Here is a 16,061-nt window from a genome sequence, read left to right on the forward strand (position 1 = left end):
CCGGATGAACCGCGTGGCCCTGGGCATGGAATCGAACGATAGGTTGCGCTCGGCCCGGGAGGGGGCGGGCGGACCGGAACCGGCCCCGGTTCCCGCGGGGCGGGCATCCGGCTCCCGGACGCCCGGGATCGCGGTTCTGATCCCGTGCTTCAACGAGGCCGCGTCGATCGCAGGCGTGGTCGAGGACTTCCGGGGAGCGTTCCCCGACGCGGCGATCTATGTCTACGACAACAATTCGAGCGACGGTACGGCCATCCTCGCCGCCCGTGCCGGTGCGATCGTCAGGCGCGAGCGGCTCCAGGGCAAGGGCAACGTCGTCCGCAGGATGTTCGCCGACATCGAGGCGGACATCTATCTCCTCGTCGACGGCGACGGCACCTATGACGCCGCCGACGGGCCGTCGATGGTGCAGGCGCTGGTGTCGGAGCGCCTCGATCTGGTGAACGGGCGCCGCGCGGCGCTGACGGGCGAGGCCTACAGGCTCGGGCACCAGTTCGGAAACCGGGCGCTCACCGGCATGGTGCGGGCGATCTTCGGCAAGCGCTTCCAGGACATGCTCTCCGGCTACAAGGTGTTCTCGCGCCGCTACGTGAAGAGCTTCCCGGGCCTCTCCCGCGGGTTCGAGATCGAGACCGAGCTCACGATCCACGCCCTCGAGCTCGACATGGGGGTCGCCGAGCTGCCGGTCTCCTATCGCGAGCGGCCGCAGGATTCCCCGAGCAAGCTCAACACGATCCGGGACGGCTTCCGGATCACCTACACGATCCTGCGGCTGGTGCGCGCCGAGCGGCCGCTCTCCTTCTTCCTCGTGCTCTTCCTGCTGCTTGCGGCGCTCTCCGTCGGATTGGCCGCGCCGCTCGCCGTCACCTATCTCGCCACCGGCCTCGTCCCGCGCCTTCCGACCGCGATCCTCGCCACCGGGACGATGCTTCTCGGGTTCCTCTGCCTCTTTGCGGGGCTCATCGTCGCCACCGTCACCCGCGGGCGGCGCGAGGCCAAGCGGATGCGCTATCTCTCGATCCCCGCCCCGGGGGCCCGCGCGCCGTCATGAGCGGAGCCGGATGCAGGACGGAGTTCCACCGGCTTCTGCGCTTCTCGGTGGTCGGGACCGGCGGCTTCCTCGTCGACGTCGCGGTGCTCCAGCTCTGCCTGTCGCTCGGGCTCGATCCCTATTCCGGGCGCGCGGTCTCGTTCCTGGCGGCGGTGACGTTCACCTGGGCGCTCAACCGCGCCTACACGTTCGATCCGTCCGGGCGGCCGATCGCGGTCGAGTGGGTCTCCTTCGTGGCGGCCTGCAGCGCCGGCGGCGCCGTCAACTACGCCGTCTACGCCGTCCTGGTGGCGAGCCTCGCGGCGCCGCCCGGCCTCGCCGTTGCCGCCGGCTCGCTCGCCGGGCTCGCCGTCAACTTCCTCGCAGCGCGGCGGATCGTCTTCCGGTAGCCCTCAGCTCCGCTTGAGCTTCGGGTCGAGCGCGTCGCGCAGCCCGTCGCCGACGAGGTTGATCGCGAGCACCGTGATCAGGATGGCGAGGCCGGGGAAGGTCACCACCCACCAGGCGCGCAGGATGAACTCGCGCGCTTCGGCGAGCATCGTGCCCCATTCCGGCGTCGGCGGCTGCGCCCCCATGCCGAGGAAGCCGAGCGCGGCCGCGTCGAGGATGGCGTTCGAGAAGGAAAGCGTCGCCTGCACGATGAGCGGCGCGAGACAGTTCGGCAGGATCGTCTTCAGCATCAGCCGGATCGGTCCGGCGCCCGCCACCCGGGCCGATACCACGTAGTCCTTCCCGATCTCCGTCATCACCGCGGCGCGCGTGAGCCGGACGAAATGCGGCTGGAGGACGAGCGCGATGGCGATCATGGCATTGAGGAGGCCGGGGCCGAGCACGGCGACGAGCACGAGGGCGAGGAGCAGAGAGGGGAACGCCAGGATCACGTCCATGATCCGCATGATCACGGTGTCCACCCAGCCGCGGAAGAAGCCCGCGACGAGACCGATCAGGATGCCGCCGGTGAGCGCGATCACGACCACGACGACGCCGATGAAGAGCGAGAAGCGGGCGCCGTAGACCAGGCGGGAGAGAATGTCCCGGCCGACCGGGTCGGTGCCGAGCGGGAAGGCGGCGCGTCCGGCATCCGTCCAGGCCGGCGGCAGCAGGATCGCGTCGCGGAACTGGTCGTTCGGCCCGTGCGGCGCGATGAGCGGGGCGGCGAGCGCCGCCAGCACGAGGAGGCAGATGACGGCGAGGCCGATGAGAGCGCCGCGGTTCTCCGAGAAGTAGTGCCAGAATTCCGCAAGCATTGCGCGGCGGGCGCGCCGCTCGGATTCGACGACCGCGTTGTCTGCCGCGACGTCCGCCATGCGCCCTCAGAGATGCCGGATGCGGGGGTTGATCAGCCCGTAGAGCAGATCGACCGTTAGGTTGACGAGCATGATGATCCCCGCGATCACCAGGAGCCCTCCCTGGATCACCGGATAGTCGCGCCGGAACACGGAATCGACCATCCACTTTCCGATGCCGGGCCACGAAAAGATGGACTCGGTCAGGATGGCGCCGGCGAGGAGCACGCCTGTCTGCAGGCCGATCGTCGTGATCACGGGGATGAGCGCGTTCCGCAAAGCGTGGACGGAGACGACCCGGAACGGCGAGAGGCCCTTGGCGCGCGCGGTGCGGACATAGTCCTCCCCGAGCACTTCGAGCATGGCGGAGCGGGTCTGGCGGGCGATCACGGCGAGCGGGATCGTCGCGAGCACGATCGCCGGCAGGACGAGGTGGCTCAGGGCCGACCGGAAGGCGCCCGCCTGTCCGGAGATGAGCGAGTCGATCAGCATGAATCCCGTCACCTGCGGGAAGTAGTAGAGAAGCGAGATCCGGCCCGAGACGGGGGTCCAGCCGAGCACGCCCGAGAACAGGATGATGAGGAGCAGGCCCCACCAGAAGATCGGCATCGAATAGCCGACGAGGGCGATGCCCATGACGATCTGGTCGAACCAGGATCCCCGCTTCACGCCGGCGATCACGCCGGCGGGAATGCCGACCAGCACGGCGATCAGGATGGCGCAGATCGACAGCTCCAGCGTCGCCGGAAAGAGGGTGAAGAACTCCTGCAGAACGGGCCGCTTGGTCACGATCGACTGGCCGAGATCGCCCGTCAGAATGCCGCCGAGATAATCGAGATACTGCACGACGAGCGGCCGGTCGTAGCCGAGCGCGTGCATGATCTGGGCATGGCGTTCCGGCGACATCACCCGCTCGCCGGACATCAGCATCACCGGATCGCCCGGAAGCAGCCGGATGAACGAGAACGCGATGACCGAGACCCCGATGAAGGTCGGGACGAGGACCAGGACTCTTCCGAGCAGGAACCGGAGCATGAGAATGTTTCGAACGGAACGGCCGGCGGATCAAGCCGCCGGCCGCCGGGGAGGGGGCGGGGGTGCGGTCCCGCTCCCCTCCCGACCGCTCACTCGGAGATGTCGACGCCGTCGAAGCGGTGGTAGCCGAGCGGATCCTGGACGAAGCCGCTGACCTTCTTGCTCATGGGCATGAAGACGAGGGAGTGGTCGATGGTCGCCCACGGCGCCTCGCGCTTGAAGACGACCTGCGCCTCCTCGTAGAGCTTCGTGCGCTCGGCCTGGTCGGCGGTCGCCTTCGCCTTCGAGACGAGGTCGTCGAATTCCTCGTTGCACCATTGCGCGCGGTTGTTGCCGCCGACCGCGTCGCAGCCGAGGAGCGTGTCGAGGAAGTTGTCCGGGTCGCCGTTGTCGCCGGTCCAGCCGAGCATGACGGCGCCGTCGCGGTCCTTCGCCTTGGAGCGGTCGAGATATTCCGCCCATTCGTAGGTCACGATCTCGGCCTTGACCCCGACCTCGGCGAAATCGGCCTGGATCAGCTCGGCCGCGCGCCGCGCGTTCAGCATGTAGGGCCGGGCGACCGGCATCGCCCATACCTTCATCGAGAGGTTCTGGACGCCGGCATCCTGCAGCATCTTCTTGGCCGCTTTCGGATCGTAGGCATCGTCCTGCACGGCGTCGTTGTAGGACCACATGGTCGGCGGGATCGGGTTCTTGGCGACGGTGGCCGCGCCCTGGAACACGGCGTCGACGATCGCCTGCTTGTTGATCGCCATGTTGAGCGCCTTGCGGACGGCCACGTTGTCGAACGGCGCCTGCGTGGTGTTGTAGGCGAGATAGGCGACGTTCAGCCCCTCCTGCTCCATCACCTGCAGGTTCGGGTCCGCCTTGAGCCCCTCGACGTCGGCCGCGTTCGGGTAGGGCATGATGTGGCACTCGCCCGCCTTCAGCTTCTGCGCGCGCACGGCGGCATCGGTCGTGATCGCGAAGACGAGATCGTCGATCTTCTCCTTGCCGCCCCAGTAATCGGCATTGGCCTTGTAGCGGATCACCGCGTCAGGCTGATAGGCCACGAACTGGAACGGCCCGGTGCCGAGCGGCACCTGGTTGAGCTGTTCCATCTTGCCGTCCGCCGCGAGCTTGTCGGCGTATTCCTTCGACATGATGGAGGCGAAGTCCATGCCGAGATCGGCGAGGAACGGCGCTTCCGGATGGGTCAGCGTGAACTTCACCGTCATGTCGTCGACCTTCTCGATCGACTTGATGAGATCCGGGAAGCCCATGCCGGCGAAATATTCCCAGCTCGCGCCCGGCACGTACTGGTTCCACGGATTGTCGGCCTTCAGCTGCCGCTCGAACGAGAAGATCACGTCGTCGGCGTTCAGCTCGCGGCTCGGCGTGAAGAACTCGGTGGTCTGGAACTTCACGCCCGGGCGCAGGTGGAAGGTGTATTCGAGCCCGTCGTCGGAGACATCGTAGCTCTCGGCGAGGCCGGGTTCGAGCTCGGTCGAGCCGTGCTTGAACTCGAGGAGCCGGTTGTAGACGGTGCGCGAGGCGGCATCGAAGGTCGTGCCGGCAGTATAGAGCGCAGGATCGAAGCCTTCCGGGCTCGCCTCGGAGCAGTAGACGAGCGTCTTGGCCGAGGCTGCGCCGGCGAGGAGCGCGACGAGGCTTGCGCCGAGAAGCGCGGATTTCAGCGTTCGCTGGAACGTCATGGGGGGACACCTCCCGTCCGGGATTTCAGCGAGAGCAGGCACCCCGCCGGCTCTCCTGCCCCTAAACTAAGGCCGGAAGCCGGTGGGAAATCAATGGGAGGTGGCGGCAAAGCGCCGGCTATCGCGTTTCCGGAAGGTTTCCGCGTTTCAGCCGTGTTTCGTCCGTGTTTCGAGTGGGGCGAAGGGGCGGGACGGCCGCCGCCACCCCGCCCCTTCGCCGCGTCTCTCTCCCCCTCGCCGCAGAGACTACGACCGGCCGCCCGCCGGCACGGCCACCCACGACGCCGGCCGGGGCCGCCGCGGGCTAGGGCGTCGGCGGCACCGGGCCCACGACGCCGGCCATCGTCAGCAGATCGGCCATCCGGAACGCGCCGCCGTCCGGCCGCCATTTCGGGTGCTGGCGCAGATAGGAGCTGCGGTCGCCTTGGAGCAGCCCGACGAAGACCTCCGCGACGATCCGGCCGCCGACCTCGCCGAGACGCTCGCCGCCCGTCTGCACGGCCGCCTCGCGGAGGATGTAGAACCAGAGCGGCGTCTCCTCGGCGAGCCGGGGGTCGACCGCGCCTATGTCGGCGAGATCGGCCGCGCTCAGCGGATCGAGCCCGAGATAGCGGGCGACCGCCTGCCCCGACGGCAGCCCGAAGGCGAGCCCGCGCATCAGGTTGCGCTGCGCGAGCGATTGCGGCTCGCCCGCCGGGATGCCCGGCAGGTCGAAGAGCCCGCCGGAGAGCACGGTGTCGATCTTCTTGCTGTGGGCGAGATTGCCGTCCCCGAAGTCGAAGAAGCTCTGCCAGTCGACGAAGCGCCTGGCGGCGCGGCGGCCCCCGCGCAGATCGTTCGGGTCGGCGGGATTCTCTCCCGGCGGGAGGGGATCGTTGAAGATCGGCGCCGCGAACGGCCCGCCGTCCGGCGGTCCGAAATTCGCCCGGTAGCCGGGCCGCACCAGGCTGTGGCCGAAACGGTAGGTGGCGACCGAGAATTCCGCCGGGATGAAGGGCAGGTTGTCCCAGTCGAACACCTCGCAGGGGCGGGAGAGCACCGCCTCGACCGGTCCCGCGCCGACGATCAGCGGCAGGAATTCGTGCAGGATGATCCACTGATAGTGCCACCGCACCAGCCGCTGCGCCTCCTCGAAGCGGCGGTCGGAACCGCGGATCGTGTCCGGCACGGCGGCGAGCGTCGCATTGTGGAACTTGAGGATGGCGAGGTGGAGCTGCGAGATGATCAGGTTCTCGTCGTTCCGGGGGTCGCCGAGGATCGCCGTGTTCTGGCCGTTGCGGGGCACGTCGAAGCGGGGCGTCCCGTCATTGCTCGCCGCCTCCGAGCCGGGGATCGCCTCGACCAGCATCGTGGTGCGGCCGTCCTCGACGGTCTGGTCGTAGAGGTGCGGGGACGCTCCCGGCCCCGAGCCGTAGACGCTGTCGAGCTCGAAGGCGGGCGTCCGGAAATTGGTGATGGCCTCGGGATCCTGCTGGCGCTCCAGGCTCGACGTCGGATCGAAGGTGATGTCGTGGTCGAGGAACTGGCCGAGAAACGTGATGCCCGAAGGCATCGCCGGGTTGTCGGGATTTGCGGCTCCCCCGCCGTCCATGATGCCGCCCTTCTCGCCCACCTCGGAGAGGGCCGCCTTCATGGTCGGATCCTGGAAGTCGCCCTGCGGCGGCAGGGTCGGGAACAGGCGCCCGAACCGGCCCGAATTGTAGTAGCGCGATTGCGGCGGGTTCATGCCGCGGGTGAAGACCATTCCGTGTCGCAAGGTACCCTCCCTCCCGTCTGCAACAAGGGCGGGTAAGATACGCCTAATGCAACTAAAAATAAATGATCTGTCCGATTGCACGCGCCGCGTGTGGCGGCGGGGCGGCCCGGAATGTCAGAGCCAGCGGCGGCGCTTGAAGTACCAATAGGGCAGGATGGCGGATGCGATCATGAGCAGGAGCGCGAACGGATAGCCGAGCCGCCAGCCGAGTTCCGGCATGAGCTCGAAGTTCATGCCGTAGATCGACGCGATGAGCGTCGGCGGCAGGAAGATCACCGCCACGACGGAGAAGATCTTGATGATCGCGTTCTGCTCGATGTTGAGGAGGCCGAGCGTGGCGTCGAGCAGGAAGTTGATCTTCTGCGCCAGGAAGGTCGCGTGATCGGAGAGCGGCGCGATGTCCCGCGCGACGGTGTCGAGACGGGCCCGCAGCGAATCGGTGACCTGGGGGACCGTCGCGGCGGCGGCGAAATGGGTCAGCCGGCCGAGGCTCACCAGCGCCTCGCGCACCTTCGAGGTGAGATCGCCCTTGCGGCCGATCTGCCGCAGGACCTCTTCGAAGTCCGGCCGGTCCTGCGCGCGGATGCTGGTGTGCTCGAAGATCGTCCGCGACAGGCCGTCAACCTCCGAGGCGACGACTTCCAGCACGTCGGCCAGGCGGTTCACGATCGCGTCGAGGAGACCGACGAAGGCGGTCTCCACGCCCGTCTGCCCCGCGCCCGGCCGGGCCGCCATTCCGGCGAAGATCTCGAACGCCTTCGGCGCGGCGTGGCGGACGGTGATGAGCCGCTCGGGCGAGAGGATGAAGGTGACCGGCGTCCCGACGGGCATGGAGGTCTCCGTGCCCGCGAGGACGGTCGCCGTCATGTAGAGCGTGTCGTTCTCGTGATAGAGCCGGGAGGAGACCTCGATCTCGGCCATCTCCTCGGGCGTCGGCACATTGATCCCGAGCGTGCCTTCGAGAACGGCCTCGTCCTGCTGCGTCGGCGCGAGGAGGTCGATCCAGACCGCCCGCCGGATCGTCTCCGGCGAGACCTCGCAGGGAACGAGGGTATCGGGTCCGCAGGTGTAGAGCCGGATCATCCGGCCCTTTTCCTCGAAACGGAAGCCGCCGTCGAGTGGCCCGGAGAGGCCGCGTTCCGGGCCGGCACAGGGGGCGCCCCGGGCGTTCCCGCGCAGGCTTGCAGGGCATCGGAACTGTCGTTATATGACCGCTCCGGTTGGCGGAGTGTAGCGCAGCCTGGTAGCGCACCTCGTTCGGGACGAGGGGGTCGCAGGTTCAAATCCTGCCACTCCGACCATTCGGATCGCCTTGGCCGTTTCCCGAGAACGGCCCCCCAGGGACAGTCGAATTCGCGCCGTCGCGGCGCATCCTTCCGCAAGGAATGCGCATTCCTGCCTGTCCGGTCCCGCCCTGTCCTTCGACTTCGATCCGTCGACCGGGAACAGTCATCCCCGCCCGGCGGCGCGTTGCGGAAACATTCAATTAAGTAGAATCCGAGCGGATCCGTAGACGCACTGTTTGCCAGCGCCGTACGCTCGCCATGCCGGACTAGTATACGGCTTCGGCGATCCGGACGGACTGAAGACATGGCGATACGGGAACCGGCAGGCCGCGACCTGCCGGGTGCAATTGTGCTCGGCGGGGCGCTCGGAAGTCTCGCGGCCGCGCGGTCGCTCGGGCGGCGCGGCATTCCCGTGGCCTTCCTGACCCACGACAACGTGCTGCCGCGATTCTCGCGCTACGTGGTGCGCTTCGCCTCCTGGCCCGGCCCGGAGGATCCGGCGGCGGAGGCCTTCCTGCTCGGCCTTGCCGCGCGCGAGAAGCTCCGGGGCTGGGTCGTGATCCCGGGCGGCGACGCGGAGATGCGCTTCGTCGCGGAGCACCACGCGCGCCTCTCGACGGCGTTCCGGCTGGTGACCCGCCCCTGGGACATCATGCGCTGGGCCTACGACAAGCAGCTCACCTATGCGCGCGCCGCCGCCGCGGGCCTCGACTTTCCGCGGAGCTTCTATCCGCGCGACCGGAGCGAGATCGAGGGGCTGCCCTGCCGGTTCCCGGCCATCCTGAAGCCGAGGAAGCGGGAGGTCCGGAACGCCTTCACGCTCGCCAAGGCGTGGCGGGCGGACGACCGCGAGCGGCTGCTCTCCCTCTACGACAAGGCGGTCGCGCTCGTCGGCCCGGAGGCGATCGTCGTCCAGGAGCTCGTCCCGGGCGACGGTTCGACGCAGTTCTCCTATGCGGGCCTCTGGCGGAACGGCGCGCCGGTCGCCTCCATGGTCGCGGTGCGCCGCCGGCAATATCCGATCGAGTTCGGCTACACGAGCACGCTCGTCCGCTCGGCGGAGGAGCCGGAGGTGACGGCCGCGGCCGAGCGGTTCCTCCGCCCGCTCGGCTATCACGGGCTGGTCGAGATCGAGTTCAAGCGCGACGGGCGCGACGCGCGCTTCAAGCTGCTCGACGTCAATGCGCGGATCTGGAACTGGCTCTCGCTCGGCGCCGCGGCGGGCGTGGATTTCGCCTATCTCGCCTGGCAGCTCGGGGTCGGGCTCCCGGTCGAGCCGGCGCAGGGGATTGCCGGGACGAGCTGGGTGCACGTGCCGCGCGACATCGCCGCCGGCCTCTACGAAGTGGCGGCCGGGTGGACGCGCCTCGGCGATTGGCTCGGCAGCTATCGCGGGCGCGTCGAGCCCGCGGTCTTCGCCTGGGACGATCCGCTCCCGGCCGTGATGGAGCTTCCGCTCGTCTGCTACCGGGTCCTGACGCGGCGCGCGCCGGCGGCAATCGCAAACCGGTTCGGCATGCGCTTCCGCGCCGCCCCGCCGGACACGCTCTCCGCGCCGCGCGAGTGAACGGGCCGGCCGGGTGGCCTCAGCTCACCCGGTTGGCCGCGATCGTGAGGTGGGGGAAGGCGCCGGCCGCCGCCGCAGCGAGATCGGGCGTGACCGCATCGGCCCAGCGCATGCCGAGAATGCCGCCCTGCGTCGCCCCGGAGACGAGATTGTTCGCGACGAGCGCCGCGCCGGCGCCTTCCACGACGCTGACGGCGATGCCGATCCGCACGCGCCGGATCGTGTTGCCGGTCGCGGTCACGTCGCGGAGATAGGGCCCCCAGCCGAGCTGCAGCCCGAGCCAGGCGTTCTCGACCACATTGCCGGTGATCGCCATGTCGGCTTCTGCCGAAATTCCCGCCCCGGATGGCTCGCCGCCGTTCGGCAGCCGCGTGTGGCCGCGGATGTTGCGGACGACGTTGCCCGAGCAGGTCCCGAGCCTGCCGCCATATTCGAGGAAGTTCGCGAACGAGATGCCGACGGCGGCATCGTCCACGAGATTGTTCGCGACGATCGCGCCCTCGAAGGCGAATTCGACATAGAGCGCGGTCTCGCCGGAGCGGGTCAGGATGTTGCCGGTGACCTGCAGGTTGTCGGACGAGAAGCAGCGGATTGCGGAGAAGTCGCAATCGTCGACGCGGTTGTCGGCGACGACGACGCCGTTCGCCTTGGCGAGGTTGATGCCGTTGCCATGCTGGCCGGTGCCGCCGGACCGGGCGCGGATCCGGCTCACCCGGTTGCCGCGCACGATCGTGTCGTCCGCCCCCGCATCGAGCCGCTGGACGAGGATGCCGCCGTCGCCGCAATCGGCGACGACGTTGCCGGCGACGGTGAGGCCGCGCGAATCGACGAGGTCGATCCCGGCGGCGCGCACCGCGCCGACGCGCGTGCCCTCGATGCGCCCGGCGCAGCCCGTCAGCGCTATGCCCGCGCCGGCGCTCGCCGCGACGTCGCAATCGTCGATGGCGAGGTCGCCCACGTCCCGGCAGTCGACGAGCGCCTTCACGTCGCCGCCGAGCGGCCGGTCGCCGCCTTCGATCGAAAGCCCCTGCAGCCGGCATCGCCTGGTATGCGCGGCCCTGAGCATGTGGCGGCCGCCGCCGAACACCAGCCGGGTCTCGCCCGGAATGCCGATGATGTGGGCGCTCGGGGTGAGGTCGATCTCGGCGATCTCGTAGCGGCCCGGCGGCATGAAGACCGGCCGGCCGGTGGCCTCCGCCCGCACCAGCGCGTCGCGCAGCGCCGCGCTCTGGTCGCGGCCGGCATTGGGCCTGACGGCCTCGCCGGGGTCGAACGTGCCCCTGATGTCGGCGATCCTCGAGCCGGCGCTGCTCGCGCCCGCCGCCGCGGGACCGAGGCACAATCCGGCGACGAGCGCGCGTCGGCTGAGATGAACGGACATTGCCGTGTGATGCCGCATCCGGCGCGCGGATGCATGCGCCGGATTAGGACATCGTTAACCGCCGCGGTTCTGCCCGCGCGCGCCGAGCAGGGAGGCGACCGCCTCCTCGACTGCGGCCGGCGCGGTCGTGCGTCCGTCCGCCACCGCCTGCTCGAGCCCGCGGAGCGCCGCCCTCTGCGCGGGCGGGACGAGCGCCTGCCGCATCCGCTCGTCGAGAAGGCTTCGGAACCAGCGCACGGACTGCTCGGCGCGGCGTGCCGCGAGCGAGCCGTCGGCGCGCCGGCGCGCGGCGATGTCCCGGATCGCCGCCCAGAACGCCTCGATGCCGATGCCCGCGAGGCCGGACAAGGTGAGGACCGGCGGCGCCTCGCCGGTCCGGGAGAACAGGATGCGGAGTGCCGCCCGGTACTCGGCGGCGGCCGCACCGGCGCGCGCGGCGTTCTCGCCCTCCGCCTTGTTGATGGCGATGAGGTCGGCGAGCTCCAGGAGGCCCTTCTTGATGCCCTGCAGCTCGTCGCCGGCGCCCGGGAGCATGAGCGCCACGAACACGTCGACCATGTCGGCGACCACGGTCTCGGACTGGCCGACCCCGACTGTCTCCACCACCACGACGTCGAAGCCCGCGGCCTCGCAGAGGAGAAGCGCCTCGCGGGTCTTGCTCGCGACGCCGCCGAGCGTGCCGGCCGCGGGCGAAGGGCGGATGAAGGCGTTCGGGTCGACGGCGAGCTTCGCCATCCGCGTTTTGTCGCCGAGGATCGAGCCGCCGGTCCGGCGCGAGGAGGGATCGACCGCGAGCACGGCCAGGCGGTGGCCGGCGCCGGTCAGCATGGTGCCGAAGGCTTCGACGAGCGTGGACTTGCCGACCCCCGGCACGCCGGTCAGGCCGATGCGGACAGCCTGCCCCGTCCGGGGGAGCAGCCGCTCGAGGAGCGATGCTGCCGCGATCCTGTGGTCCGCGCGGCGCGATTCGACGAGGGTGATCGCGCGTGCGAGCGCGGCACGCGAACCGGCCGCCACGCCTTCCGCAAGCGCGCCGACATCGGGTCCGGTCGGGGCCGGCCCGGCCGGATCGCGCCTATCCCGCATCGGTCGCCGCCGCTCCGTCCCGGCGCCTCACGGTGAGCCTTATGCCGTTCGCGGAGCGGAGCGTCAGCCGCCCGATCGGCTCCGGCACATGGCCTTCGACGGGCGCGAAGCGGAAGTCGCGGCAGAGCGCGGCGATGATCAGCACCGCCTCCTGCATGGCGAAGGACGCGCCGAGGCAGACGCGCGGTCCGGCGCTGAAGGGAAGATAGGCGCAGCGCACCGATTCCTTCGTCTCCGCCCGCTGGAACCGGTCCGGATCGAACACGTCGGGCCGGTCCCAGAGCCGCCGGTGCCGGTGCAGCATCCAGGGCGCGATCATGACGACGGAGCGCGGCGGCAGGACCTTGTCCCGCATCGTCTCGCGGCGCGTCGCGTCGCGCCCGTAGAGATAGACGGGTGGATAGAGCCGGAGCGTCTCGCGGAAGACGTCGCGCGCGAAGCGCAGCTTCCGCATGTCGGAAAATTCCGGCTTGCGGTCGCCGAAGGCGGCGGCGGCCTCGCGATGGAGCCTGTCCTGCACGTCCGGCCGCATGGCGATCAGGTAGAGCGCCCAGGCGAGCGCCGAGGCCGAGGTCTCGTGGCCGGCCAGGAACAGCACACCGACCTCGTCGACGAGCTCCCTGCGGCTGAACCGCTTGCCGGTCTCCGGATCCTGCGCATCGAGGAGGGAGGCCAGGATGTCGCGCCCGGGCACCGGAGCGCCGGCCGCCCTTGCGGCAAGGCGCTCGTCGATCGCCTGCTCCAGCAGCCTGCGGATCACGCGGCCGGCGCGGGCGGCGCGCCAATAGCCCGGGAAGATCAGCGCCGGCAGCCCCGCCATCGCCCAGAGGCCCTGGACATAGGCGAGTTCCTGGAACTTTCCGAACGAGCGGAAGATGAGCTCGGCCTCGTGCCGCTGGAACGGACGCGAGAAGATCGTCCGGAAGATGATGTCGGCGGTCACGTGCGTGGTCTCGACGTCGATCGCGACCGGCTCTCCCGGCGCGGCACGGCCAAGCCTGTCGGCCATCGCGTCGACCGCGTCGCGCATGAGCGTGAAGACGTCCTGCACGCGTGCGGCCTCGAAGGCGGGGTTCAGCATCCGGCGCTGCCTTCGCCAGGCCTCGCCGTTGGCGATGAAGATGCCGTTCCCGATCAGCGAATCGAGCATCCTGCCCATCGAGTCGCTCTTCGGGAAATGCTCGGCGTCGGTGACGAGGACGCGGTCTATGAGCTCGGCCTCATTGACGAAGTAGACGCTGCGGAGCGGCGTCCAGATCCGGCCCATGCGCATCCCGTAGCTGCGCTCGTAGACGACGGAAAGCGCCGAATGGCGGACCTTGCCGAGGCGCGCCAGGAGCGAGAGCTTCCTTTCCTGGGCCGGCGGCTTGGGCGGGCAGAACTCGGTCATCGGCGGAAGAGCTTCAGCCCGGCATAGTCCTTGACCCCCTGCCGGTGCGCGTACCGCCCCGGCAGCGTCAGCGGGCCGGCCGTGATCGCGAAGAAGTCGTACTCGCCCCGCCGGTCGCCCGCCATCAGATACTGGAAATGCATGCGCGCCCAGTCGCGCTTGATGCGCGCATAGGTCTTCGCCTCGATGATCTCGGCCATCCGCATGTTGAGGAGCTTCGGCCAGGCTTCGCGCCCGTCCGGCCGGACGAAGGAGGGATCGAAGATCCGCACCGGATCGACCATCGCGTAGCAGGCGCCGTCGGTCGGCGCGGAAAAGTCGAGCCAGGGCACGTCGCTCGATGCGAGCTCGCGGACCTCGCGGCGGAACCGCTCGGCTTCCGGCATCAGGCTCAGCATGGAGACCGTCGTGCCGAGCGTGAGCACCGCCAGCCGGGTGTCCTTCCCGGCGATGCCGGGATCGATCCGCAAGGCTCGGGCCGCGGCCGAAACGGCGAGCGGCGTGCCGAGGCTGTGCCCGACGACGAGCACCTCGTCGGCGTCGCCGGAATTCACCGCCTCCACGATCATTCGCGCGAAGGCGTCCCGGCGGTCCTCCAGCCCGGCCACCCGGTCCCGTGCATCGCGCACCGTGAACGCGTAGATGCGGCCGAGCCAGTAGACGTTGAGCCGCTTCTCGTAGCGGTGTCCGAGCACGAGCACGGCCGCCACCGCGGCGAGCGAGGCGGCCCACCGCAGAGGTTCGGGCGTCCCGAAGGCGGCGAGTGCCGTCCAGATGCACCAGGCTGCGAGCACGGCCAGCGCGACCTGGAGCAGGATGTAGAGGGCCGCGAGCGAGCCTGTGATCGCGAGCGGCCAGCTGATCCTGCCCGAGCGGCCGATGACGCCCGTGCGCATCATCGTCCAGTAGGCCCAGAGGGAATCGAGCCAGATCCGGACCTGGCTGCGCGGCCAGTGCGCCCGTATGATGTCGTCCCAGCGCAGGAAGTCGTAGCGGGTCTCCGTCGGCATCCCGCCGATCTCGGCCTTGACCGTCCAGGTCTGGACCAGCGGGTCCGTCGTCTTCCTTCGTCCGACCTCGATCCGCTCGCCGGTGGCTTCCGCGCGTCGCGCGGCTTCGGATCGGTACAGCCGGTGATAGAAGGCGGGTCCGCGCGGATCGAACCCGCTCAGATAGAGAACGTGCCGCCGCCGGACGCGGGCAAGCGTCGTCTCGGCGCTGTCCGGATCGCGGTCCGGGGCGACGACGGCGCGCTCGTTCATTGCGACCGGCACGGGAAGGGCGGCATCATGCCCTTCGCTTACCAGAACGGCACACGCTCACAAAGCCGGGTGGGGCGCCGCTCCGGCGGACAGGGCAGGTGGTCCGGCGCCGTTCCTACAGGAAGCGCACGGGGCTCCCGAGCTCGACGCCGGGGAACACGGTCTCCGCGACCACCTGCGGGCTCACTTCGAACATGTCCCGGATCAGCCAGCCGAGATAGCGCCTGACGTCGTCCGTCGGCATCAGGTCGCGGTCGTCGAGAAGATTGCCCTCGGCGAGCCCGGGCCAGCGCGTCGTCAGAACTTTGCCGCCCGCGCCGCCGGCAATCGCACCGCCGGCGACGATCATGGCGCCGCCGGTGCCGTGGTCGGTCCCCAGATTGCCGTTGAGGCGGACCGTCCGCCCGAACTCGCTGACGGCCACCACCGTGGTGCGCGCCCAATCGGGGCCGAGCCTGTCGCGCAGGGCCGTGACGGCGACGTTGAGGCTCTTCAGCGGCGCGCGGATGGTGACGTCCTGGCCGATATGGGTGTCCCATGCCGGCAGCGAGAAGACGGCGATCCGCGACGAATCGGCGAGCGCGCGCCCGGCGAGGTCGGCAAGCGCCTGCAGGCCCCTGACCCGGTCCGCCTCCTCGCTTCCGCCTTCATCGTCCGCCGCCGCCATCGCCTCCGCGAAGGCTCCGGAGAAGGTCGCGTCGTCGTGGTAGAGCGCCTGCAGCCAGCGCGCGTTCTCCTGGACGGTCGAGACCCGCGTGTTGGGGCGCCAGCTTCGGACCGGCGCCTCCCCGCTGAGGATCAGCGAGGGCAGATCGGAGACGTCGAGCGCGGTCGCCTGGCCCTCCGGGAGCTTGGTCAGGAGCCGGTTCAGCCAGCCGTCGTTCTCGGGCCGCCCCTCGCCGCCGGTCTCGAGAATGTCCTGCCCCTCGAAATGCGACCGGCTGCGGTAGGGGGTCGATACCGAATGCACGATCGCCATCTCGCCCTTCCGGTAGAGGGCGGCGAGATCCGCGAGTTCCTCGCGCACGCCGAAATGTCCGTCGAGGTCGATCAGCCCGTTGTCCGGCGTGCGCGCGCGGTCGCCGCGCAAGGCATGGAAGGCCGGGTCGCCGTAGGGCTGGATCGCCTCGAGCGAATCCATCGCGCCGCGGAGGATGATCACGACCAGCCGGTTGTCGGTCGCCGCCTGGGCGAGCGTCAGCTTCGGCGAGGCGACGGTGATCCCGCATCCGAACAGGCCACCGAGCACGGTCCTGCGTGTGATCAT

13 protein-coding genes and 1 tRNA gene are annotated in these 16,061 nt (G+C 69.7%); 4 read left to right on the plus strand and 10 right to left on the minus strand.

Translation table 11 applies throughout. From position 1 onward, the window contains the following. The first annotated feature begins 13 nt into the window (after positions 1 to 13). A complete protein-coding gene (locus tag E4O86_RS09330) occupies positions 14 to 1,051 on the plus strand; it encodes a glycosyltransferase (protein WP_343039132.1) in 1,038 nt (345 codons plus the stop codon). Beyond that, positions 1,048 to 1,440, plus strand: coding sequence for a GtrA family protein (locus E4O86_RS09335; protein WP_161140265.1), 393 nt, complete (start codon positions 1,048 to 1,050; stop codon positions 1,438 to 1,440). Before E4O86_RS09330 ends, E4O86_RS09335 begins: the two co-directional genes overlap by 4 nt. Positions 1,441 to 1,443: 3 nt before the next feature. On the opposite strand, the gene E4O86_RS09340 is transcribed toward E4O86_RS09335, so the two are convergent. The 5 genes from E4O86_RS09340 to E4O86_RS09360 form a co-directional block, all read right to left on the minus strand. Further along, the gene (locus E4O86_RS09340; RefSeq protein WP_161140266.1) at positions 1,444 to 2,358 is read right to left on the minus strand and encodes an ABC transporter permease subunit; all 915 of its coding nucleotides are present in this window, start codon (positions 2,356 to 2,358) and stop codon (positions 1,444 to 1,446) included. 6 nt (positions 2,359 to 2,364) lie between these two features. Continuing rightward, a complete protein-coding gene (locus E4O86_RS09345) occupies positions 2,365 to 3,372 on the minus strand; it encodes an ABC transporter permease subunit (RefSeq protein ID WP_161140267.1) in 1,008 nt (335 codons plus the stop codon). 89 nt (positions 3,373 to 3,461) lie between these two features. Next, on the minus strand, positions 3,462 to 5,066 hold the full coding sequence (locus E4O86_RS09350; RefSeq protein ID WP_161140268.1) for an ABC transporter substrate-binding protein: 1,605 nt from the start codon (positions 5,064 to 5,066) through the stop codon (positions 3,462 to 3,464). A 304-nt stretch (positions 5,067 to 5,370) separates the two neighbouring features. Then, positions 5,371 to 6,822, minus strand: a complete 1,452-nt coding sequence (locus E4O86_RS09355) for a peroxidase family protein (RefSeq protein WP_205520805.1) — start codon at positions 6,820 to 6,822, stop codon at positions 5,371 to 5,373. A gap of 114 nt (positions 6,823 to 6,936) precedes the next feature. Then, on the minus strand, positions 6,937 to 7,905 hold the full coding sequence (locus E4O86_RS09360; RefSeq protein WP_161140269.1) for a magnesium transporter CorA family protein: 969 nt from the start codon (positions 7,903 to 7,905) through the stop codon (positions 6,937 to 6,939). A 141-nt stretch (positions 7,906 to 8,046) separates the two neighbouring features. Between E4O86_RS09360 and E4O86_RS09365 the strand changes: the two genes are divergently transcribed. Continuing rightward, a tRNA-Pro gene (locus E4O86_RS09365) sits at positions 8,047 to 8,123 on the plus strand. Positions 8,124 to 8,412: 289 nt separating this feature from the next. After that, complete coding sequence (locus tag E4O86_RS09370; protein WP_161140270.1) at positions 8,413 to 9,675, plus strand: carboxylate--amine ligase; 1,263 nt, start codon at positions 8,413 to 8,415, stop codon at positions 9,673 to 9,675. 19 nt (positions 9,676 to 9,694) lie between these two features. On the opposite strand, the gene E4O86_RS09375 is transcribed toward E4O86_RS09370, so the two are convergent. The 5 genes from E4O86_RS09375 to E4O86_RS09395 form a co-directional block, all read right to left on the minus strand. Next, the gene (locus tag E4O86_RS09375) at positions 9,695 to 11,056 is read right to left on the minus strand and encodes a TIGR03808 family TAT-translocated repetitive protein (RefSeq protein WP_161140271.1); all 1,362 of its coding nucleotides are present in this window, start codon (positions 11,054 to 11,056) and stop codon (positions 9,695 to 9,697) included. A 54-nt stretch (positions 11,057 to 11,110) separates the two neighbouring features. Continuing rightward, the gene (gene meaB / locus E4O86_RS09380; RefSeq protein WP_161140272.1) at positions 11,111 to 12,142 is read right to left on the minus strand and encodes a methylmalonyl Co-A mutase-associated GTPase MeaB; all 1,032 of its coding nucleotides are present in this window, start codon (positions 12,140 to 12,142) and stop codon (positions 11,111 to 11,113) included. Continuing rightward, complete coding sequence (locus tag E4O86_RS09385; RefSeq protein WP_161140273.1) at positions 12,132 to 13,532, minus strand: cytochrome P450; 1,401 nt, start codon at positions 13,530 to 13,532, stop codon at positions 12,132 to 12,134. Before E4O86_RS09385 ends, meaB begins: the two co-directional genes overlap by 11 nt. Continuing rightward, on the minus strand, positions 13,529 to 14,806 hold the full coding sequence (locus E4O86_RS09390) for a hypothetical protein (RefSeq protein ID WP_161140274.1): 1,278 nt from the start codon (positions 14,804 to 14,806) through the stop codon (positions 13,529 to 13,531). Before E4O86_RS09390 ends, E4O86_RS09385 begins: the two co-directional genes overlap by 4 nt. A gap of 103 nt (positions 14,807 to 14,909) precedes the next feature. Beyond that, on the minus strand, positions 14,910 to 16,061 hold the full coding sequence (locus E4O86_RS09395) for a DUF1501 domain-containing protein (RefSeq protein WP_161140275.1): 1,152 nt from the start codon (positions 16,059 to 16,061) through the stop codon (positions 14,910 to 14,912).

This window comes from Propylenella binzhouense, assembly GCF_009866965.1.
GTDB classification, from domain to species: domain Bacteria; phylum Pseudomonadota; class Alphaproteobacteria; order Rhizobiales; family Afifellaceae; genus Propylenella; species Propylenella binzhouense.

Excerpts from the sequence above, each read along its gene's own strand:
- E4O86_RS09335 (WP_161140265.1), top strand. The coding sequence starts at position 1,048 with ATGAGCGGAGCCGGATGCAGGACGGAGTTCCACCGGCTTCTGCGCTTC.
- E4O86_RS09360 (WP_161140269.1), bottom strand. The coding sequence starts at position 7,905 with ATGATCCGGCTCTACACCTGCGGACCCGATACCCTCGTTCCCTGCGAG.
- E4O86_RS09370 (WP_161140270.1), top strand. The coding sequence starts at position 8,413 with ATGGCGATACGGGAACCGGCAGGCCGCGACCTGCCGGGTGCAATTGTG.
- E4O86_RS09340 (WP_161140266.1), bottom strand. The coding sequence starts at position 2,358 with ATGGCGGACGTCGCGGCAGACAACGCGGTCGTCGAATCCGAGCGGCGC.
- E4O86_RS09350 (WP_161140268.1), bottom strand. The coding sequence starts at position 5,066 with ATGACGTTCCAGCGAACGCTGAAATCCGCGCTTCTCGGCGCAAGCCTC.
- E4O86_RS09345 (WP_161140267.1), bottom strand. The coding sequence starts at position 3,372 with ATGCTCCGGTTCCTGCTCGGAAGAGTCCTGGTCCTCGTCCCGACCTTC.
- meaB (WP_161140272.1), bottom strand. The coding sequence starts at position 12,142 with ATGCGGGATAGGCGCGATCCGGCCGGGCCGGCCCCGACCGGACCCGAT.
- E4O86_RS09385 (WP_161140273.1), bottom strand. The coding sequence starts at position 13,532 with ATGACCGAGTTCTGCCCGCCCAAGCCGCCGGCCCAGGAAAGGAAGCTC.
- E4O86_RS09375 (WP_161140271.1), bottom strand. The coding sequence starts at position 11,056 with ATGTCCGTTCATCTCAGCCGACGCGCGCTCGTCGCCGGATTGTGCCTC.
- E4O86_RS09395 (WP_161140275.1), bottom strand. The coding sequence starts at position 16,061 with ATGATCACACGCAGGACCGTGCTCGGTGGCCTGTTCGGATGCGGGATC.